This window comes from Natronorubrum daqingense, from assembly GCF_001971705.1.
Taxonomy (GTDB): Archaea; Halobacteriota; Halobacteria; order Halobacteriales; family Natrialbaceae; genus Natronorubrum; species Natronorubrum daqingense.
In genome coordinates this window covers 3,268,304-3,284,729 of record NZ_CP019327.1, presented here as the reverse complement: position 1 = coordinate 3,284,729, position 16,426 = coordinate 3,268,304, and the positions used below count along the sequence as shown (strand labels likewise).

At 62.9% G+C, this 16,426-nt stretch carries 18 protein-coding genes; 10 read left to right on the top strand and 8 right to left on the bottom strand.

The annotated features are described in order from the left end of the window. The first annotated feature begins 136 nt into the window (after positions 1-136). Both BB347_RS15875 and BB347_RS15870 read left to right on the top strand, forming a co-directional pair. Positions 137-1,132: a DUF7093 family protein gene (locus BB347_RS15875; protein ID WP_076579960.1), complete on the top strand. Its 996-nt coding sequence runs from the start codon at positions 137-139 to the stop codon at positions 1,130-1,132. Positions 1,133-1,270: 138 nt separating this feature from the next. Beyond that, entirely contained in the window at positions 1,271-1,660 is a 390-nt protein-coding gene (locus tag BB347_RS15870; RefSeq protein WP_076579962.1) for a DUF5611 family protein, read from the top strand. A gap of 130 nt (positions 1,661-1,790) precedes the next feature. Here the strand turns inward: BB347_RS15870 and BB347_RS15865 are convergent, their stop codons facing one another. Then, entirely contained in the window at positions 1,791-2,246 is a 456-nt protein-coding gene (locus tag BB347_RS15865) for a hypothetical protein (RefSeq protein WP_076580238.1), read from the bottom strand. A gap of 86 nt (positions 2,247-2,332) precedes the next feature. Between BB347_RS15865 and BB347_RS19430 the strand changes: the two genes are divergently transcribed. Next, positions 2,333-2,503, top strand: a complete 171-nt coding sequence (locus tag BB347_RS19430) for a hypothetical protein (RefSeq protein ID WP_168170971.1) — start codon at positions 2,333-2,335, stop codon at positions 2,501-2,503. Positions 2,504-2,956: 453 nt separating this feature from the next. Here BB347_RS19430 and BB347_RS15860 read toward each other — a convergent pair whose 3' ends face one another. Further along, complete coding sequence (locus BB347_RS15860; RefSeq protein WP_076579964.1) at positions 2,957-4,513, bottom strand: heme-binding protein; 1,557 nt, start codon at positions 4,511-4,513, stop codon at positions 2,957-2,959. Positions 4,514-4,645: 132 nt separating this feature from the next. On the opposite strand from BB347_RS15860, the gene BB347_RS15855 reads away from it, so the two are divergent. Beyond that, the gene (locus BB347_RS15855; protein WP_076579965.1) at positions 4,646-5,176 is read left to right on the top strand and encodes a PadR family transcriptional regulator; all 531 of its coding nucleotides are present in this window, start codon (positions 4,646-4,648) and stop codon (positions 5,174-5,176) included. A gap of 28 nt (positions 5,177-5,204) precedes the next feature. On the opposite strand, the gene BB347_RS15850 is transcribed toward BB347_RS15855, so the two are convergent. From BB347_RS15850 to pyrH, 4 genes are all read right to left on the bottom strand, one after another. Further along, positions 5,205-5,519, bottom strand: coding sequence for a DUF3784 domain-containing protein (locus BB347_RS15850; protein WP_076579967.1), 315 nt, complete (start codon positions 5,517-5,519; stop codon positions 5,205-5,207). A gap of 133 nt (positions 5,520-5,652) precedes the next feature. Further along, entirely contained in the window at positions 5,653-7,482 is a 1,830-nt protein-coding gene (locus BB347_RS15845; RefSeq protein WP_076579969.1) for a site-2 protease family protein, read from the bottom strand. A gap of 86 nt (positions 7,483-7,568) precedes the next feature. Then, a complete protein-coding gene (lysS, locus tag BB347_RS15840; protein WP_076579971.1) occupies positions 7,569-9,281 on the bottom strand; it encodes a lysine--tRNA ligase in 1,713 nt (570 codons plus the stop codon). Then, positions 9,278-10,003 (bottom strand): UMP kinase, encoded by a 726-nt coding sequence (gene pyrH, locus BB347_RS15835; protein ID WP_076579972.1) that lies wholly within the window; start codon positions 10,001-10,003, stop codon positions 9,278-9,280. Before pyrH ends, lysS begins: the two co-directional genes overlap by 4 nt. 310 nt (positions 10,004-10,313) lie before the next feature. On the opposite strand from pyrH, the gene BB347_RS15830 reads away from it, so the two are divergent. The 3 genes from BB347_RS15830 (at position 10,314) to BB347_RS15820 (ending at position 13,098) form a co-directional block, all read left to right on the top strand. Continuing rightward, a complete protein-coding gene (locus BB347_RS15830; RefSeq protein WP_076579974.1) occupies positions 10,314-11,156 on the top strand; it encodes a molybdopterin synthase in 843 nt (280 codons plus the stop codon). 248 nt (positions 11,157-11,404) lie between these two features. After that, a complete protein-coding gene (locus BB347_RS15825) occupies positions 11,405-11,650 on the top strand; it encodes a DUF7123 family protein (RefSeq protein WP_076579976.1) in 246 nt (81 codons plus the stop codon). A gap of 284 nt (positions 11,651-11,934) precedes the next feature. Next, positions 11,935-13,098 carry a site-2 protease family protein gene (locus tag BB347_RS15820; RefSeq protein WP_076579978.1) on the top strand — a complete coding sequence of 388 codons (1,164 nt, stop codon included), beginning with the start codon at positions 11,935-11,937 and terminating at the stop codon, positions 13,096-13,098. A gap of 51 nt (positions 13,099-13,149) precedes the next feature. Here the strand turns inward: BB347_RS15820 and thiL are convergent, their stop codons facing one another. Together thiL and BB347_RS15810 are read right to left on the bottom strand one after the other, a co-directional pair. Continuing rightward, positions 13,150-14,082: a thiamine-phosphate kinase gene (gene thiL / locus BB347_RS15815; protein ID WP_076580241.1), complete on the bottom strand. Its 933-nt coding sequence runs from the start codon at positions 14,080-14,082 to the stop codon at positions 13,150-13,152. A gap of 246 nt (positions 14,083-14,328) precedes the next feature. Then, positions 14,329-14,598 carry a DUF7571 family protein gene (locus tag BB347_RS15810; protein WP_076579980.1) on the bottom strand — a complete coding sequence of 90 codons (270 nt, stop codon included), beginning with the start codon at positions 14,596-14,598 and terminating at the stop codon, positions 14,329-14,331. Positions 14,599-14,810: 212 nt separating this feature from the next. Between BB347_RS15810 and BB347_RS15805 the strand changes: the two genes are divergently transcribed. The 3 genes from BB347_RS15805 to BB347_RS15795 all read left to right on the top strand — a co-directional run bounded on the left by BB347_RS15805 (position 14,811) and on the right by BB347_RS15795 (position 16,318). Further along, a complete protein-coding gene (locus BB347_RS15805; RefSeq protein ID WP_076579982.1) occupies positions 14,811-15,266 on the top strand; it encodes a 30S ribosomal protein S19e in 456 nt (151 codons plus the stop codon). 105 nt (positions 15,267-15,371) lie between these two features. Beyond that, positions 15,372-15,722: a DNA-binding protein gene (locus BB347_RS15800; protein WP_076579984.1), complete on the top strand. Its 351-nt coding sequence runs from the start codon at positions 15,372-15,374 to the stop codon at positions 15,720-15,722. Next, the gene (locus tag BB347_RS15795) at positions 15,722-16,318 is read left to right on the top strand and encodes a DUF7411 family protein (RefSeq protein ID WP_076579986.1); all 597 of its coding nucleotides are present in this window, start codon (positions 15,722-15,724) and stop codon (positions 16,316-16,318) included. The genes BB347_RS15800 and BB347_RS15795 overlap by 1 nt, the downstream gene beginning before the upstream one ends. Positions 16,319-16,426: the final 108 nt, after the last annotated feature.

The following is a 16,426-nucleotide window of genomic DNA, read 5'->3' as shown; positions in this document are numbered from 1 at the left end:
CGTTCCTTCGACGACCAGGGATTTGATGGTTGTCGTTTCGACGGGCGAATACGTGCAAAACCAGTTGCGCGGTCGTCACGAATTGAATTTCTGGAGGCAGTACGTTTTTTATGGCGTGACTGGGTACGATGGGATAATGGTCCTGCGATGTTCGCTGCTCGGGCACGACTACGGGGAGATCGACGTCGAACGCGAGCGCGAAGAACGTGGCAGTGAGGTCGTCGTTACCGTCCAGGAGTTCGAAGAGTGTGCACGCTGTGGCGACCGCCACGTCATCAGCGAGAACACCGAAGTGACGAGCCTCTCTGCCCAGACGGCCGCCGACGCATTGCCCGACGAATACGACCTCGAGTCCGAAACGCCACCGACGGAGCGTCCGCCCGAACCACCGGCCGAGACGGCCGTCGACACTGGCGACACCCGCGATGACATCGGCGGTGACGTCGACGATGACGCCGCCGAATTCATCGACGCGGACGATGACGGCGAACCGGCAGCGCCGACAGCCGCCGGGAACGATCCGGCAGCGTCGGCGGAAACGCCGGAGTCGACGGACGAACTGGACGTCCCGACCGACGAAAACGGTGAGCCGATAACGGACGACGGCGAAATCCTCGAAGACGAGGAGCCGTCGCCGGATCGGGACCGGGAACGCGGCGAGTGGCCCGACTCCGACGACGTCGGTCCACCCGTCGGTGGCGAAAACGAGCCAAACGAGTGGCCGGACGACGGCCCTGCAGACGGCGCTGGCGACGAGAGAGACGGGGACGACACCGCCGACGTCGACGTCGAGGCCACCGACGACGGAATCCTCCTCGATGCGGACGCTGGCGACGAAAGCGAGTCCCTCGCCGCCGCGAGCGCCAGATCGACCACCGCTTCGACACCGACCGCGTCGGATTCGAACCAGACGTCTCAGAGCGACGAACCCGAAGCGAGTGGCTCTGGCATCGAACGAGCAGGAAGCGCGCCGACTCCCGGCGAGAGCCCAACGGCGGAACGTGAGGATACCCCGACCGAATTCTACTGTCCGAGTTGTGCGTACGTCGCGGCCAGCGACCGTGCGTCGCTTCGTGCGGGCGATATCTGTCCGGAGTGCAAGAAGGGGTACCTCGGCGAGCGAGAACGCTAACGCCAGTCTTCGGAACCGCTTGAGGGAGTCTACGCAAGTCGACGAGGAGTCCCCGCTAAAGTCGTGTCGGCGGCTCTCGTGTGAGCGCAGAGACCGGCTATGAAAAGAGGTAAACACTCCGCCGTGTATTTCCAATCCATGAAGGAGTACAAGATGCGCCGCGGTGAGTATCTCGAGGAGCGAATCCCCGATATGGAAGCGTCGGTCGAGGACTACTTCGGTCCGATCACCGACACCGAGGAGTTCAAGGGGAGCGACCTGTTCGTGATCGGCGAACCCGATAACCCCGTCTTCGAGAAGGTCGTCGCCGGGACGGTCGAGTACTCCGGCAAGAAGGACAAACTCGCCGTCGAATTCTACGAACGCGACCCGACCGAACTCGGTCCAGACGAACTCGAGGCCGCTGCGGACGCCGTGGATGCGAAAAACGACTTTCTCCTCGAAGCGACCGGGCGTGACGCCAAATCGCGTCGCGACTCGTTGAAACGATCCGTCGAAGACGATCCCGATCACGACGTCGACGCCTGATCGGCCTGTTTTGGAACTGATCGATTGCCGGACGAGTCGTCCTCGAGAACCGACGTGACCAGCGGTCGCTGTCTCGAGCGATTGACGACAGTCTCACGTACTCGTGGCTGCTCGAGACGCTCACAGTCGCTCACTCCCTCGAGTCGCGACGCTCGTGGACGGAGACGAGGCCGCCGCTGTCACGAAAGACGATATCGGCGACATCGCCGACTTCGACTTCGTTGAAATCCTCTTGAACCAGCGTCGTCCGGTGGCAGTCGTCGTCCGTTCCCGGCTCACAGGCGCGAATCCGACAGCTGATGGTGTCGAACTCCATCTCGAGGTCCTCGAGGAGAGACGCCGAGAGGACGAGTGGCTCCGACTCGTCGAGTTCGTCCGCGAGAGACTCGTGAATCTCGCCGTCGTAGTACGGCTCGTCCTCGGGGTCGTAGCGGCGGACGGCCGCGTCGATGGGCTCGTCCCCGTCTGCGGGCTCGAGGTGAACGGACTTCCTGTGGATTTCGACGCGGTCGGCGAGCCCGAGTCGGGCCGCACAGCCGGCGAGGGCGACCGTCGGAACGACGGCGAGGAGCGCGCGTCGGTTCACGGTCGATCGTTCGTGGAGCGGCCACAAAATCGTTCCCCGAGACGAGTCCGAAACGGCTAATATCGAACCACGACAGCACTCGAGCAATGGACCTCACTGCATTCGCGGTCGCGACGCTGAGTGCACACGTCGGATTCGCGATTCTCGTCACCGCCCACGCCGTCGTGACGGAACAAGACGCGGGGAAGTGGCCCTACATCACGCTCGCACTCGGCCTCGCGGGCGTCGCCGGGTACTTCTTCTACGACGAGTGGTGAGCGGGTCGCGGTTGGTGGCTGTAATGTAAGTTGAATTCTCGAGTGTATGGGGCAGAAGGGGGTGACTCGAGCGTGGGAATCGGGCTCTGTTAGAACATCGTTAGACGCATATTCTCGGAGAAGGGCCGCATACGTGAACGAGGTATTCGCGGGGAAAACAGCTCGAATGGGCTCTCTGCTATCGTGGACGCAAGGGATCTCCACGTCCTCCCCAGCCGATTCGTTCCCTCACTGCGTTCGCTCACTCATCCCTCGCACGCTGTCGTCGACTGACCTCACTATCGCTCGGCCAGTCGACAGCACGCGCCACCGCCAATCGGATAATCGGGTGGGACGATACTGCCTCCGCCGATACCGATCACTGGGAGCGGTAGACCTGCCATCATCCGAAGATTTGGCGAAACAGAAATCGGGGAAAAGAGGGCTCGAGTGACTCGAGTCCGCGTGTATCACTCAGGCGAGGAAGACGTGTCGCGGCCGGTCGACGAGGACGTCGCGGCCGAACTCGACGGCGTCGGCGAATGCGTCGCTGCGGAAGAACTGCATAGCGTCTTCGCGGGAGTCCCAGCGGCTGGCGATGAACATGTCGTTTTCGTCCTCGCGGTTGACGAGCAGGTCGGTCTTGCGGTGGCCGTCCATCTCGGCGAGGAGGCCTGCGGCGTCCTCGAACGTGCCGGTGAAGTCCGAACGGTGGTCGGGCTTGACGGTGTAGAACATGCCCATCGTGCCCCAGGAGTCCGCCTCGTCGTCTCCGGCTTGTCGAACGACCTCGGGGAGGTCAGCGAGGAACCCGGCGGCCGTGTTCGCGGCGCGCTCGGTCTCCCAGAGGCTGACGACGGCATTTTCCCCGCTCTCGCCACCAACCTCGCTTGGCTGATAGACGGCCGTCTTCACGTGCGTATCGTAGTGATCGAAGTTCGTCCGAAGGCCGTCGACCTCCTCGAAGAGTTCCTCGGCATCGGCCGCGGAGTAGAGCACGACGGCGTGGACGTCCTCGCCGTGGGGCTGGCCCGCGTAGATGTCCATATCCTCGAGTTCGCTGCGGATCCCCGACTCGTCTTCGCCGTGTGCGTCGGAGTCGCCGTGGTGACTCGAGTCAGATTCGCCGTGGTGGCCGCCGTGTGAGTGACCGCTCGAGTCGCCGCCGTGTGGGTGTCCGGCGTCCGAATCGCCGTGGTGACCGCCGTGACCCTCGGCGTGTGGGTGCGCGTCGCCAGCGCCGTCTTGAGGAATGCGTTCGCCCTCGAGGAAGGGACGAAGGTTCTCCGGCGGGAATCGACGCCCCGAGAGGAACCGTCCGAACTCGGCGAAGCGGGAGCTCGAGGGATCGAAGCGCATCTCGTAGAGCAGTTCCTTCACGTCGGTCGGGTCGTCGGCGAAGAGGGTGACGCCCCACTCGAAGTCGTCCAGGCCGAGGCTGCCGGAGATGATCTGCGTGACGCGGCCGGCGTACTCGCGGCCGATATCGCCGTGACTCGAGAGGTGCTCCGCGCGCTCGTCGAACGGCAGGTCGTACCAGTTGTCCTCGGGGCCGCGGCGCTTGTTCATCGGGTAGAAGTTGACGAACTCGCTGTCGGGAATCTCGGGTTTGAGTCGCGATTCGATGTAGCGTGCGATTCCGGTGTCTTCGACCTCCGCGTCCTCGTCGAAGTAGTCCTGAGACATGTAGCCCGAGACCTCCGTCACCGAGACGTAGGAGTCGGTTCGCTCGGTGAACTCGGCGAGTGCCGTCTGCTCGAAGCGGCGCTCGAGCGCGTCGACGTCCTCGAGCGTCGGCCGGAGGTGAAGCATCAGGAGGTCCGCCTTGTGGCCGAGGATAGCGAACGTGGCGGAGTCGCCCTCCCCGGCGTCCGCGACGGATTCGGCGGCGGAGAGGTACTCGATACCCTCCTCGATGGCTCGCGTGCGACGACGCTCGGGGGCGTCGCGCCAGGCGTCCCAGTCGAGCGACCGGAAATCGTGCAGGACGTACCAGCCCTCGTCGGTCTGTGGCGGCTGTCGTCGTTCCATGTGCCGGGGTTAGTTCGGCGTCGCTAAGAAGGACCGGGTTTCGAACCGAGGGAAACGCGCGCAGGCGAGCGACCGAATCGACCCACACAGGGCCGAAACGCTTTACGTACGTCCCTTCAACTCTCGAGCACTATGCGGAAAAGTGGGCCGCCGAAGGGGCTCATCGCCTACCTCGTCCTCGAGTTGCTCGAGGAAAAACCCCGGTACGGCTACGAAATTCTCACGGAGATTCGCGAGCAGAGTGGCGGCCACTGGGAACCGTCGTACGGATCGGTGTATCCGATTCTCTACAAGTTCGAGGAGAAGGGGTGGACCGAGCGACTCGAGCGCGAGGACGAACCCGACCGGAAGTACTTCGAACTCACCGAGGCGGGATATGCCGAACTCGAGGAACGACGCGAGCGCTCGACGGAGAAAGCTCGCGATTTTGCGGACGTGATCCTCGGGTACTTCCACGTCTACGCGGCGTTTTCGACCGACGAACGATTCGAGATTCCCGATACGGACGGCGAGTGGCGCTTCGACGAGACGTGCAGCGCCTGGATCGTCGAACAAGTCGTCCGCCACCACGAACACTACTTCGACACCGAGTTCGAACGAATCGAGGCGACCCCCGAGGAGTTCTACGAGCGCCACGGCATCGACGCCGAGGACGACGAGTGAGAAGTCCACCTCGAGTCGAACGGTCGAATCACCCGGGGGCTTCGAATCGTCGCGCGCCGCGGATCATCCGAATCGTGAGCACCCCGACGCCGACGAGGTGGACGAGCCAGATTGCTCGGTATCCCGTCGGTTGCGTGTACTCGGCAATAGCAACGAGAGCCGTGAGTCCGGCGACGTACAGCGTATTTGTTCCGATAAACGTCGCCAGACCTGCCTCGTCCGAGACGGTGTCCGGGTCGTAGCCGCCGATCAGCGAGACCATTCCGACGTACCTGATCAGCACTCCGAGCACGGCGAGGACGAGAGCGACGAGAAGAACGGACCCTGCTTCGACGGTGCTCATGTGGACTCATTGACTACATCGAAAATATACGTTCCCTATTCCGAGCCAGGAAACGAGGAGACTATCAGGACCGAACTGACGGGCGCTCGAGAGTCAGCATCCTGAAAAGAATCGCCTCCGAGAGGCTCCGCGTTCAGATGATGAACGGCAAGAACAACACGGTGAGGAAGCACACGAGCATCGTGAGTCCGACACTCGTGGTCACCGTCCTGACGTGACCGCGATTCGTCTCGAAGGGCAGCCTCGAGACGACTGCCTCGGTGCTGGTCCGGAGGATGTGCCCCCCGTCGAGGGGGAACGCCGGGATGCAGTTGAAAAACCCGAGCTGGACGTTGATCCAGCCGGTCCAGAACAGGATGTTCGCGAGGATGAAGACCGTGCTATCGCCGAGTGCTGCGAGCGAGCCCTGTACCTCGTAGAAGTTCTCGACGCCGCCGGTGAACCCGGCGAAGTTGAACGGCAACAGCCCGATGACGCCGATGACCGGCAGGAAGACCGAGAGCGCAATCTTACCGAAGAACGAGTCGGTCGCGCCGCCGTAGCTGCCGTTCTCGCCGCCGCCGAGAATCGCGAGGTACTCGTCGGCGGGGTAGAACTGGACGCCGATGTCGCTGACGTCGAAGCCGGACGTGCCGGGGTTCGCGACGATACCGAGGAAGCCGATATCGTCGCGCGGATGATCGTCGAGCGTGACGTCGACCGTCTCGTCCTCGTCGTCAGCGTACACCGTCACCGACACCTCGTCGCCGGCCTCGGTGTCCTCGAGTACGGACTCGAGTTCGCTGTAGTCGGTAACGCGTTCGCCATCGAACGCGGTGATGATGACCGTCTCGTCGGTGTCACCGAGTTCCTCCCCCAGTGGACCGTCGTCGGTCGTGTCGACGGCAGCACCGATCGGAACCTCCCGCTCGCTCGTCTCGCCCTCGGCGTCTTCGACCGTCAGCGTGACGACCTCCTCGTCACCGATGGCGTCTACGAACTCCTGTTCGGTCGCGACCGGTTCGCCCTCGACTTCGACGATGGTCTCGCCGACGTCGATATCTGCGGGTCCGTCCTCGAGCGCTTCGGTAACGAAGACGGATCGATCGACGGAGACCGTCCGATCGTCGTCGAGTTCGAGTTCGACCGTTTCGCTGTCGCTCTCCTCGAAGTACTCGATCAGGTCGTCGTTGTCGTCGATCGCTTCGCCGTCGACGGCGGTGATTCGCTCGTTCGGTTCGATATCGGCACCCGCTGCGGGCGAATCGGGTGCGACGCCCCCGACGGCAGCACCCGGGGCGACGGCGATCGAGCCGGCGATCGGCCCGAAGAGGAGCGCGAAGACGAGCAGCGTGATCGCGAAGTTGTTCGTCACGCCCGCCGCGAACATCCGGGTCTGGGCCCCCCTCGAGGCGTCTCTACTGCTCTCTTGGTCGGGTTCGACGAACGCGCCGAAGGGAATAATCGCGAGCATCGCGACGCCCATCGATTTGATTCCCATGTCCTCGACGCGACAGAGCAGGCCGTGGCCGCCTTCGTGGACCACGAGGCCGACGAGCAAGCCGACGACAATTCCCGGCGTCGCAGAGAGCGGGAGGAAGTCGTTGACCCCCGGGAACGGAACGACGTTTCGGGGCTGCTGGACGCCCTCGGCGGGCTCTGGCGACATGATCGCCGAAATGGCCGCGAACAGGAGGACGACGAACATCGTCACCATGACGACGACGGCGATTCCGACGCCGAGGTTCGCCCACGCCCGCCAGAATCGTTTCGGCACCGAGAGCCAATCTAAGAACGCTCGTCCGCGTTTGGTTCGAAACGTGAGAATTGGTCCCTGCGTCCCGACGTACTCCGGGAACAACTCCGCCCGATCGAGGGCGATAATGGCGGCCCAGTAGACGAGAAGGCCGATGACGACCCAGGTGAGCGTCTCCGATCCGTAGAGTTCAGGAACCGAGACAACCGCAGGGAAACCGTACTCCATTAGTCCTCATTCCGGGAGGGGGTCTCAAATGGCTTTTGTCTGTCCGCGACTCGAGTCGCCAAGAGTAGCGTGAGGAGTGAGAACGATCAGCGTTCTCGACGGAGTCGGTCGACGACGAACGACTGATCGACCTTCGCGAGGAACGAACCGAGCTTTGGCCCCTGCTCCTCGTCGAAGAACAGCCGATAGCCCGCGCCGAAGAACTCGCCGACGTCGACGTCGTGGCGGCGAGCGATTTCGAAGATCTCGCCCTGGATCTCGTCTGGCTCGTGACCCTCCTCGATGAAGTCGGCAAGGTCCGCCAGTGCGTCTTCCGTGGCTTCATCGAAGTCGTGATCGGGGATCTCGCTTCGCTTCAGTTCGTAGTCGAACTCGTTTTCAGTCCGCCGGGCCCAGTTTCGCGCTCGTTCGACGCGCTCGAGTGCCGACTCGACGGCCCACTCCGGCGCGTCCACTGGAATGTGACCCTCTCTGCGGGCGATTTCCTCGCGCAGATCGGGATCGTCGGTCATTCCGAGAACGGCGGCGAACGTGTAGGGGAGGCGGATCCGTTCCTCGCTCGGGCCTTCTTCGTGCCCGCTGGCGGATTCCGGACCGGCGGCTTCCGCCGCTCCTTCGACGACGAGCGGATAGACGCGCTTCGCGAACGCCGTCTCGTCTTCGTCCGCGTCGATTTCGTCGAAGTAGATCGCCTCGAGTCGGTCGAACTCGTCGACCAACTGGTCGAGGCGTTCGATACTGAAGTCTCGCGCCTTCGCCGGATCTTTCGCGAAGAAGTACCGGAGGACCTCCGGCTCGAGCAACTCGAGGACGTCCGAGACCAGAATCACGTTCCCCGCTGACGACGAGAACGGTTCGCCGTCGAGCGTGAACCACTCGTAGACCATCGGAACGGGTGGCTCGATCTCGAGGACGTTGTGAGCGACGTCCTGTCCGCTCGGCCACGATCCTTCGGCGTGGTCCTTGCCGAAGGGTTCGAAGTCGACGCCGAGGACCTGCCACTGGGCGGGCCACTCGAAGCGCCACGGCATCTTGCCCTCCCGAAGCGTCGCCGTGCCCTCGTGACCGCATCCGTCGATCGTCTGGTCGCCCGCGTCCATGTCGGTACACTCGTACTCGACGGTCGGCGGCTCTGCGTCAATATCGACGCTCGTCACCGTCTCCGTCACCTTGCCACACTCCTCGCAGATCGGGTTGAACGGGACGTAGTCGTCGTCGACCTTGTCCTGATACTCGGTGAGTACCTCGCGTGCGCGCTCGCGATTTTCGAGAACGAATCGGGTCACGTCCTCGAGTTCGCCGGATTCGTAGAGGTCGGTATTCGAGAGCAACTCGATCGGCACGTCGACGGCGTCGGCGCTGTCGGCGATGATCGTCGAGAAGTGCTCGCCGTAGGAGTCACAGCAGCCGAATGGGTCCGGAATGTCCGTGTACGGCGCGCCGAGGTTTCGTCCGAGCGCGCCCGCGTCGACCTCGCCGAGGTCGACTAAGTTCCCCTCGAGGTCACAGAGCGTACGGGGGAGCCCCCGGAGGGGGTCGCGGTCGTCCGCCGTGAAGACCTGACGGACCTCGTGACCGCGCTCGCGGAGGACTTCGGCGACGAAGTACCCGCGCAGGAGTTCGTTGACGTTTCCGAGGTGGGGGACGCCAGAGGGAGAGATGCCGCCCTTGATGACGATCGGTTCGTCCGGATCGCGCTCGAGCACTCGGTCTGCGACCGTATCCGCCCAGAATACGTGGTCGGTGTCGGTCTCTCGCTGGAGGGTGTAGGGACTCTCGTCGTTCTGGTCGTCACTCATTGGTCGTCTTGGGCCCAGTAGGTCGGTTCTTCGCCGACGCCATCGGGAATGACGTCGGTGCCGTCGTGCTCGCCGTGGCGGACGGCACGAGAGATTCGCTCCGGATCGGTGCCGTCTAACACGATGGTTCGCATGCCCGAGCGCTGGATGATCTTCGCCGCGAGCAAGTCGACGGGAGCCGACGCGCCGGCGTTCATCTCGAGGCCGGCGATGGCATCGACGAGTTCGGTGGCGGAGAGTTCGTCGTACTTGGTCGCGTCGTCGGTTTCGTTGGGGTCGGCGCTGTAGACCCCGGGAACGCTCGTCGCGTAGACGAGTAAATCGGCGTCGACGTACTCAGCGAATGCAGCGCCGACGGCGTCGGTCGTCTGTGCCGGCGCGACGCCGCCCATGATCGCGAGGCCGCCTCGCTGGAGCGCTTCGCCGGCGTCCTCGTAGTCTTTCGCCGGTGCCGTGATCGAGTCGCCGCTCAGCGCGGCGATGAGTAGGCGTGCGTTGAGCCGGGTAACGTCGATGCCCAGTTGATCGAGTTCGATTTCGTTTGCCCCGAGGTTGCGAGCGGCGCTGATGTACTCGCGAGCGACGCCGCCGCCCCCGACGACGGCACCGACGCGACAACCGTCCGCAACGAGTTCTTCGACGACGGCGGCGTGTTCGGCGACCCGATCCGCCCCGGGTTCGGGCACGAGCACGCTCCCGCCGATAGAGACGACCACTTTCATACTATCCCGGTGTAACCGGGTTGCTATCTTAAGGGTTGCCAACTGGCCACCAGCGCGGGCCTCACACGCACGGGAACGACTCGCGAACGCCGCGAACACGCCAACGCAGTGATAGCATTCGACGCGACGGCGAAACGCGAACTCGTGAGCGAAACGATCAGCGCGATCGTCCCGGTGGAATTTGACGGCCGCGCTCTCGAGCGGTGTCGAACCGTCTCCTCATCGGTCGACTCGTCACCGGGTACGCCCAGCACGAGCGCACAGAACCGCCGTCGACAGCTACAAAGTCCAACACCACCATGGTCCAGGTATGTACGTACTCGGCATCTGCGATCACGGAACGGACGGCGACGCACTCGAAGGCGTCGTCGACCGAATCGTCGATCGTCTCGAGCAGGCTGGACGCGTCGGCGTCGTCAGATACGACGCGACGATTGCAGACGGCATCCAAGCGACCGATTCTCGAACCGTTGGCGGCGACGTTAGCTACGGGCTGGGCGCAGACGGAGACTGGACCGCCTCTGGCACTGGATTGACTGTCAACGATGCGATCGACCGGCTTGCGACCGACTGCGAGTACGGCATCGTCGTCGGCGTCCCCACGCTCCGCTACCCGACGCTCGTCGTCGGGTCGGCCGACGACGGCGACATCGACACCGATTCCGGCTCCGTCATCGACGTAATCGAACACCCCGCAGACCTCGAGGTCGACGCCGTGAAAACCGAACTCGAGCGAACGGATCCCTACGAGACGCTCGAATCGCTCGTTTCCCGCGTCAAGCGCTCGCCGAAGGCAGAGCGCTCGGGCGCGATCGCGACGTTCACCGGCCGCGTCCGCGCGAAAGACAGCGACGACGACGCGCGGACGACACACCTCGAGTTCGAGAAGTACGAAGGCGTCGCTGAAGCGCGCATGGACGCCCTCGAGCGCGATCTCGAGGCTCGTGACGGCGTGCTCGAGGTCGAGCTCTACCACCGAACGGGCGTCGTCGAGGACGGCGAAGACATCGTATTCGTCGTCGTGCTCGCCGGTCACCGCGAGGAGGCGTTCGAAACCGTCGAAGACGGTATCAACCGGTTGAAAGACGAAGTTCCGCTGTTCAAAAAGGAAGTGACGGTCGACGACGAGTTCTGGGTGCACGATCAGACCTGATGCAACAGTGGGGTGATCGTGGTTCAGGAACCGATATCGCTCGAGGGAGACGGCATGATAAGAATCAGTGCGTTTATTGAAGAGATAATAGGTTAGAACGTGTTTTAAAACGTCTAATGGAATCTCTGCCCTCCTTAATGATGTACATAAAGGTGGGTAAAACGTCGATTACCCCCCAAATCGTTGAAGACAATCGAAACGCCGCTAAGCAACCTCCCTTTATAACCTATCCCCGTCACAAGGCGTTGATGTCGATGAGCACAACATCCCAACCCTCCACGGAAAGCAAAGAACACCGCCTGAAACACTACTTGCGCGAACGAGCTGCAGACGGTGAGATGTACTTCAAAGGCAAGTTCATTGCAGACGACGTCGGGATGTCGCCGAAAGAGATCGGTGCAGTGATGGTCAAACTCTCCGATTCGGTCAACGACCTCGAGATCGAGAAGTGGTCGTACACGAGCGCGACGACGTGGCGAGTCGCACCCGCCTAACGTCGCGACGTGGCGTTTCGAAGCCCTCCATCCCCCTGACGTCGAAAATCCAACCCTCCACCCACCACCAACCACCCCCCACCCTCCAAGCGAACACGCACAACACGCCACACGAGCGAACGATCAACCACACGAGCGAACCACAAACGACCACCCCCTCAGCGGGTCCGAATCCCCTGTCACACCTCCTGTCGGACTCGTTTCCTGTCGTGCAGTAGCCGGAGTCGAGTCTCCGACTCGCCGACGACAGTCGTTTTATACGCACGGCCCCGAAACCATCGGTGATGGACGACGTCGAATCGTCCGGGTTCGAACCGACGCGGGAAACCGGGTCGACGCTCGAGGCCGGACCGCCGCTCGAGCGCATCGAGTCGGTATTTTCGGTCTACGAAGTTCGAACTGAAGGCGACCAACTGGTGTATTACGGAAATCCGCTGATGCAACCCGAGCAGGTGATGCGCGAGCTGTGGCCTGCGTTTCGGGAGGCGGGATACGACCCGCAGTTGACCACTCGCTACGGCGAGTTCGTGCTCGTCGCCGAACCGATCGACCTCGGCATCGACGGTATTCCGTGGACGAACATCGTACTCCTCGTCGCGACGGTGTTCTCGACGCTGTTCGTCGGCGCGGCATGGTGGTACCCGTCGCTCGATCCGATTTCGAATCCGATCGATCTCGTGTTCGCCTGGCCGTTCGCGCTCGCGGTCCTCGGCGTCCTCGGCGTCCACGAACTCGGTCACTACGTGCTGAGTCGCTATCACGAAGTCGACGCTTCGCTGCCGTACTTCCTCCCCGTTCCGACGATCATCGGGACGATGGGGGCAGTCATCAAACTCAAGGGCCTGATGCCAAACCGAAAGGCCCTCTTCGATATCGGCGTCGCTGGCCCTCTCGCCGGCCTGGCTGCGACGATTGTCGTGGCCATCATCGGACTCCATCTCCCGCCGGTTACCGTCCCCGAATCAGTCGTCGAAGAAGCCGACGGCAGCGGCTTCAGGCTCGGAATCCCGCCGTTGCTCGAGTTCCTGGCGATGGCAGTCGATCAGCCGATGTACACCGACGATCCGACGCGCAATATCAACCCGGTCGTCATCGGAGCGTGGGTCGGCATGTTCGTCACCTTCCTCAATCTGATTCCGGTCGGGCAACTCGACGGCGGACACATCCTCCGGTCGATGAGCGACGGACTCTTCGACACGATCAGTTCGCTCGTGCCGACGCTGCTCGTCGCACTCGCAGGATACCTGTACTTCGTCGGTGGATACGGCTTCCAGACGGTGTTCATCTGGATTCTCTGGGCGATCCTCACGACGCTCTTCGCGTCTGCCGGAGCCGCAGAACCCGTCACTGACGACGAACTCGGCACGGGACGACAGCTCGTCGGGATAGCCACGTTCGGGCTCGGCTTGCTCTGCTTTATGCCGGTGCCACTCGAGGTCATCCAGTAACGGCAGAATCCGTCGGTTCTTCCCCGCTGGAATCTATCCGCCTCTTATCAACTAATCGCCGTGTGTGTACCCACAATCCTCGAGTACGTCACCATCTAACGTAATTCCGTGCGCCGGTTCCGTCACGGAACCGACGACCGTCAGGTCGACGTCGCTCGCCGAACGGGCGTCGGCGAGCGCATCCTCGGGAATCGTCGCGACGAGTTCGAAATCCTCTCCGAACGTAATTGCGAGGTCGAGGGCCGCCTCGTCGGTCGCTGTGACCTCGAGAAGCGTCTCGTCGACGGGGAGTTGACTCGAGTCGACGGCGAAGCCACACTCGCCCGCCGCCGAGAGTTGGTAAAGCGAGCGAGCGAGGCCGTCACTCGAGTCCATCATCGCGCTCGCGTGCGGAGCGAGCGTTCGGCCCGCCCCGACTCGTGGCTCGAACCGAAAGAGGTCGTTTGCGCGCTCGAGTGTCCCTGAGGCGACCGTTTTCGAGGTGTCCGTTCCCTCGCTGTTCGTCTCCGTGGCGTGCTCGAACAACTCGAGAGCGGCCGCGCTACGGCCAAGCGTGCCCGTTACACAGACGAGATCACCGGGCTGTGCGCCGTCTCGAGTAACTGGAGCGTCGGTGTGGCCGATCGCCGTCGTCGAGACGGTGAACTCCTCGTGACCGTCGAGGTCGCCGCCGACGTACTCGCTGTCGACGAGTTCACAAACGTCGCTCGCACCCCGAACGAAGGCGAGCAGTTCCTCGCGGTCGAATTCGGGGGCTGCATAGGCCGCGACGGCGGCAGTCGCCTCGGCCCCCATCGCCGCGACGTCGGAGAGCGAGGCGCCCACGGCTCGCCAGCCCGCCGTGTAGCGGGTCGTTCCGGCCGGAAAGTCCGTCCGCTCGTGGAGCATGTCCGTCGTAATGACGAGGTCGTCGACGACGGCAGCGTCGTCTCCGACGGACTCGAGTTCTCCCTCGAGTAGCGCCAGAGCGCCACGTTCGTCCATACTGGCCGTTTCGCGCCCAGCACGAAAAGGGACGCGGACCGAGCCGATCGGCCACATCCCGAACAGATCGAAGACGAAACCGCGAGGTTCAGCGAGCGGACGAAGAAGCTGCAAGGGTGCTCGCTCGGTTCGAGGTCGCTCGAAAAGCCGAGAACGGGCCGCCCGTTCGACGGTTTACCGAAACTGTGTCCAGGAGACCACAAGACGGTATGCGGTCGGTCTGGAAACAACGGACAGTCGTCCGTCTCAGACAGACTGGGTATCGAGATTCCACCCGGGGTCGATGCCCGTCTGCTCGATCTGGTTCGATCGACACGCCGGGCAGTAATCGGGCGTCTCCGTGTGATTTCGGGGGACGTAGACCGCGCCGCCACACTCCACGCACGCATTGGAAACGATGGTCGTGCAGTCGACACAGACGTTGAAGTCGTCGACTGTGAGTTCGCGCAGGGGTTCGAGTTGTTTGTCTAAGAGATACTCGTCGATGACCGCCTGACAGTTGTGGCACGGTTTCATAGCGATGCAAATTGGTGCATGTGACAGTGGCACATAGACCTATCGCCTCCGGGGATTTTCTCGACGGACGACGGTGCACTCCGACCGAGGAGCACTGTCGGGGGAAACCGTCAAATACGCGGAGTGGCGAAACCCGTACGTCACGTCGTCACGCACCGCCACACGACAGGACAACGATGGTCTTAAATGCCGCGGACGGAAACTTCACGCCAATGGCTACGATGTACGACGTTCCGGCGGACGACCTCATCGAGGCGCTCGCCGACGATCTCGAGGAACGACTTGAGGAACCCGACTGGGGCAAGTTCGTCAAAAGCGGAGTCGACCGTGACCTGCCACCAGAACAAGAAGACTTCTGGGCAGTTCGTTCGGCAAGTCTCCTACGTAAGGTCGCCGACCGCGGCCCTGTCGGTGTCGAACGACTGTCGACGGAGTACGGCGGCGCGAAAGGTGGCTCGAACCGCTACCAGGTCGCCCCCGACAAACGCGCCGACGGCTCGAAGAACCTGATTCGGACCATCCTCCAGCAACTCGAGGACGAAGACCTCGTCGAGACTGCAGAGGGAGAGGGTCGACGAATCACCCCCGAGGGACAGAGCCTGCTCGACGACACCGCTGGCTCCGTACTCGAAGACCTCGACCGACCGGAACTCGAGCGCTACGCCTAACACGGCGGAGATCAGTTTTCGCGTTGGTTCAGACGTGAGCGCCTGCAGTAGCCGCGCTCGTCCGTAATCATTTTCCACCGTGGGACACAACGTCTACGCATCACTATGAGTGGCTCACCTGACGAGGAGAAACTCGAGGAGCTCCGACAGAAGAAAATGGAGCAGCTACAAGAACAGGCCGACTCCCAGGGCGGCGAGGCCTCCCAGGAGGCAGCCCAGCAACAGGCCGAAGCGCAGAAAAAGGCCGTCTTGCGCCAGCACCTGACCGACGACGCGCGAAAGCGCCTCAACACGGTCAAGATGAGCAAGCCCGACTTCGGCGAGCAGGTCGAACGACAGGTCGTCACGCTGGCTCGAAGCGGCCGCATTCAAGGGAAGATCGACGACCAGAAGATGAAGCAGTTGCTCCAGGAACTGAAGCCCGACTCGAAGAGCTTCGACATCAAGCGTCGCTGATGGACCTCGGCGTCCTCTACAGCGGTGGCAAGGATTCGACGCTCGCAGCGCTTCTCCTGGAGGAGTTCTACGACGTAACGCTGGTGACGGCTCACTTCGCCGTGAGCGACGACTGGGAGCACGCCCGCGAGACGGCCGAACGGATGGGGTTCGCGTTCGAACGACTCGAGTTAGATCCCGACGTTGCTCACGAGGCCGTCGAGACGATGTGCGACGACGGCTTTCCCCGCAACGGCATCCAGCAGGTTCACCTGCACGCCCTCGAACAACTTGCGCAGGGGGAATACGACGCGATTGCCGACGGGACTCGGCGTGACGACCGAGTGCCGACCGTCTCGAGGGCGCAGGCACAGAGTCTCGAGGATCGTTTCGACGTGGACTACATTGCACCGCTCTCTGGCTTCGGCCGGACGGCGGTCGACCGACTGGTCGACGCGACGCTCGAGGTGACCGTCGGCCCGAGCGAGGAGATCGATCGAGCGGACTACGAAGCCGAATTGCGAGCGATCATCGCCGCAGAAGACGGCCCGGAGACCGTCGAGGACGTGTTTCCGCCTCACGAGCAGACGTACGTGACGGACGTCGTTCGGGACTGATCGAGTGGCGTCCTGGTCTGACCGAGCGTCGTTCTGGACCAAACGGCGGGTCAGTCGAAACGGATCGAGTGACTCGTTCGCGGTCCGTCCTCAAACAACAGGATAGAA